Origin of the sequence: Microbacterium sp. (assembly GCF_036277215.1) — a bacterium.
GTDB lineage: Bacteria > Actinomycetota > Actinomycetes > Actinomycetales > Microbacteriaceae > Microbacterium.
On sequence record NZ_DASUNI010000232.1, the window covers coordinates 1 to 2,772 of the forward strand.

Annotated in this window: 2 protein-coding genes; both read left to right on the forward strand. The window is 71.1% G+C overall.

Translation table 11 applies throughout. The features are described 5' to 3' along the window. The coding region (locus tag VFX99_RS11600) for a DegT/DnrJ/EryC1/StrS family aminotransferase (protein WP_329666449.1) at positions 1 to 976 on the forward strand (976 nt) is incomplete at its 5' end. Positions 977 to 981: 5 nt separating this feature from the next. After that, a complete protein-coding gene (locus VFX99_RS11605) occupies positions 982 to 1,977 on the forward strand; it encodes a GDP-mannose 4,6-dehydratase (protein ID WP_329666450.1) in 996 nt (331 codons plus the stop codon). The last annotated feature ends 795 nt before the right edge of the window (positions 1,978 to 2,772 follow it).

A 2,772-nucleotide genomic window follows, 5' to 3' on the forward strand; every position in this document is an offset into this window, starting at 1 on the left:
GCTGCACCTCATGTGCCTGTCCGTCGGCCTCGGCCCCGGCGATGAGGTCATCGTGCCCTCGCTCACCTTCGTGGCGACCGTGAACGCGATCGCCTACACGGGGGCGACGCCCGTCTTCGCCGACGTCGCGGCCCTGGACGAGCCATGGATGGCGGCGGCGGCCGTCGAGCTCGCGATCTCGCCTCGCACCAAGGCGGTCATGACGATGGCCTACGGCGGTCATCCCGGGGAGATCGAGGCAATCCGTGCTATGGCCAGAGGCCTGACGCTCCTGGAGGACGCCGCGCATGCGGCGGGCGCGAGGTCGCACGGTCGCCATATCGGGACCTTCGGCGCCGCGGGCGCTTTCTCGTTCTTCTCCAACAAGAACCTTGCGGTCGGAGAGGGTGGTGCGGTCGTCACCGACGACGACGAACTGGCCCGGCGGATGCGGCTGTGGCGCTCTCACGGCATGACAACGCTCACCTGGGATCGTCACCGCGGCCACGCGTCCGGTTACGACGTCTCGGCATTGGGCTTCAACTACCGCATCGACGAGCCGCGAGCCGCGCTGGCGACTAGCCGCCTCGCGCGGCTGACCCCCGAGAACGCGAGGCGGCACCGGCTCGACCGCCGGTACCGAGAGCTGCTCGCCGGCATCGAAGGGCTCGTCCCGACCGCCGCGCCACCCGAGGGCGAAGGCGACGTCCCCTCCCATCACCTGTTCACCGTGGTCGTCGACGAGGGCGTAGATCGTGAAGAGGTCCGGCGTCTGCTCGCCGAGCGCGGCGTGCAGACGAGCGTGCACTACCCGCCCGTCCACCGGTCCTCCATCTACGCCGAGGGGGCCCCCGATCTCCCGCTGACCGAGGCGTATAGCGCACGGGCGATCACGCTGCCGATGTTCGCCGGCATGACCGACGACCAGCAGGAGATGGTCGTCGAGGCGCTCCGCGACACGCTTCGCGCCCAGTCGGTCGGCGCGCGGATACGCTGACGCGCATGGCGAAGCTGGCCTCACGGCGGGTCCTGGTGACCGGCGCTGGAGGGTTCATCGGCGGTCATCTCGTCGCGAGCCTGGTCGCGGAGGGAGCCCGCGTGCGGGCGTTCGTGCGTTACAACTCGCGCGGCGACCGAGGGACGCTCGACTCGCTCGACCCGGCGGTGGTCGGACACGTGGAGGTCGTCGCCGGCGAGCTGCGCGACGTCGAGTCGGTGTCGCGAGCCGTCGCCGGCGTCGACGTGGTGTTTCACCTCGGCGCCCAGATCGCGATCCCGTATTCGTACGTCAACCCGCGGGACTTCTTCGAGGTCAACGCGCTCGGCTCCCTCAACGTCGCGCAGGCCTCGCTGGCCTCGGGTGTCGAACGCGTGATCCACACGTCGACGAGTGAGGTGTACGGCTCGGCGCGGGCCGTGCCGATCACCGAGGACCATCCGCTCGAGCCGCAGTCACCGTACGCGGCGAGCAAGGTGGCGGCCGACAAGCTGATGGATAGCTTCCACCGGGCATTCGAGCTTCCCGTGACGGTCCTGCGGCCATTCAACACGTACGGGCCGCGCCAGTCGGCGCGGGCGGTCCTGCCCACGATCATCACCCAGGCCCTCGCCGGATCGACACTGCGGCTGGGCTCGCTCCATCCCCGCCGCGACCTCACCTACGTCCAGGACACCGTCGCGGGCTTCGTCGCCGTGGCCGAGGCGGACGACGAGGTGGTCGGGCGCACCCTCCAGCTCGGCACGGGCACTGACGTCTCGGTCGCCGAGCTCGTCCAGCTCGTCGGCGACCTGCTCGCCAAGGAGCTCACGGTCGAGCTCGACGCCGCGCGGGTGCGGCCCTCCGCGGGCGAGGTCGAGCGCCTGCTCTCCAGCCCGGCGCTCGCGGGAGAGCTGGCGCACTGGACGCCGAGCGTGGCGCTCCGCGACGGGATCGCGCGCACGATTGACTGGATCGAGCGTCACGGCGACCGCTATCGCGTCGGCGAGTACGCGATCTGAGTGGCGTCGCCGGCATGGCGGCGGGTGCAATCTTGCATGCTCGCCCTCCACTCTCGTGCTGGGGGCGCCGATGCCCACGCACAGAAGAACTGCGCGTTGAGCTCGAGCGCGTAGTCGCCGCTCTGAGTCGTGTTAGCGGCTGGTGAACCTCGCCGTCACGTAAGCGACACGTCAGGCCTATCGGCTGGGGGCGCGGGTTGCGTCGCCCATCGGTCCCTGGTATGCCCTGCATGAGCGGTGGAGACTGGTTCTCCACCAGCTTTGCGGTCTATCGCAAGAGGCAGAGTGAGCTTGCGTCGGCGGTTGCTCAACCACGTTACGGCGCCGCGGAGGGGCTAACGAGACGGTGATGCATGGCAACGGCAGGCCCGCAGGACCAGGTCGTCACCTCGGCGATCGGTCGTCGCGGCGAGCGCCCCGTTACGCAGCCAGCGTCGCGCTCGCGCTGGCGTGGGCACTGTCCCCCGCCACGGCCTTCGGGGCGGACGACTCCGCGGACCAGACTGCTTCCGTACCGGCAGCGAGCTCGGAATCCGCGCCGCAGCTCACCCCGCCCTCCACCGATCCGCCGGCCGCCTCTGGTCCCGCAGGGCCTCCTGCCGGCGACCAGCCAGCCGGCCCGGTCCTTGCCGGCTCGGCGAGCGGCCAGCCGTCACCCGGCACGGCCCCTGGCAGCCCGGGCCCGCCGCGCGCCGACCCGGCGTCTGCGGATCCGCCGACCACCGACCCTCCGGCTGCCGATTCGCCGGCCACCGATCCGCCGGCCGGCGAACCGCCACCGGATCAGGTGTCGAG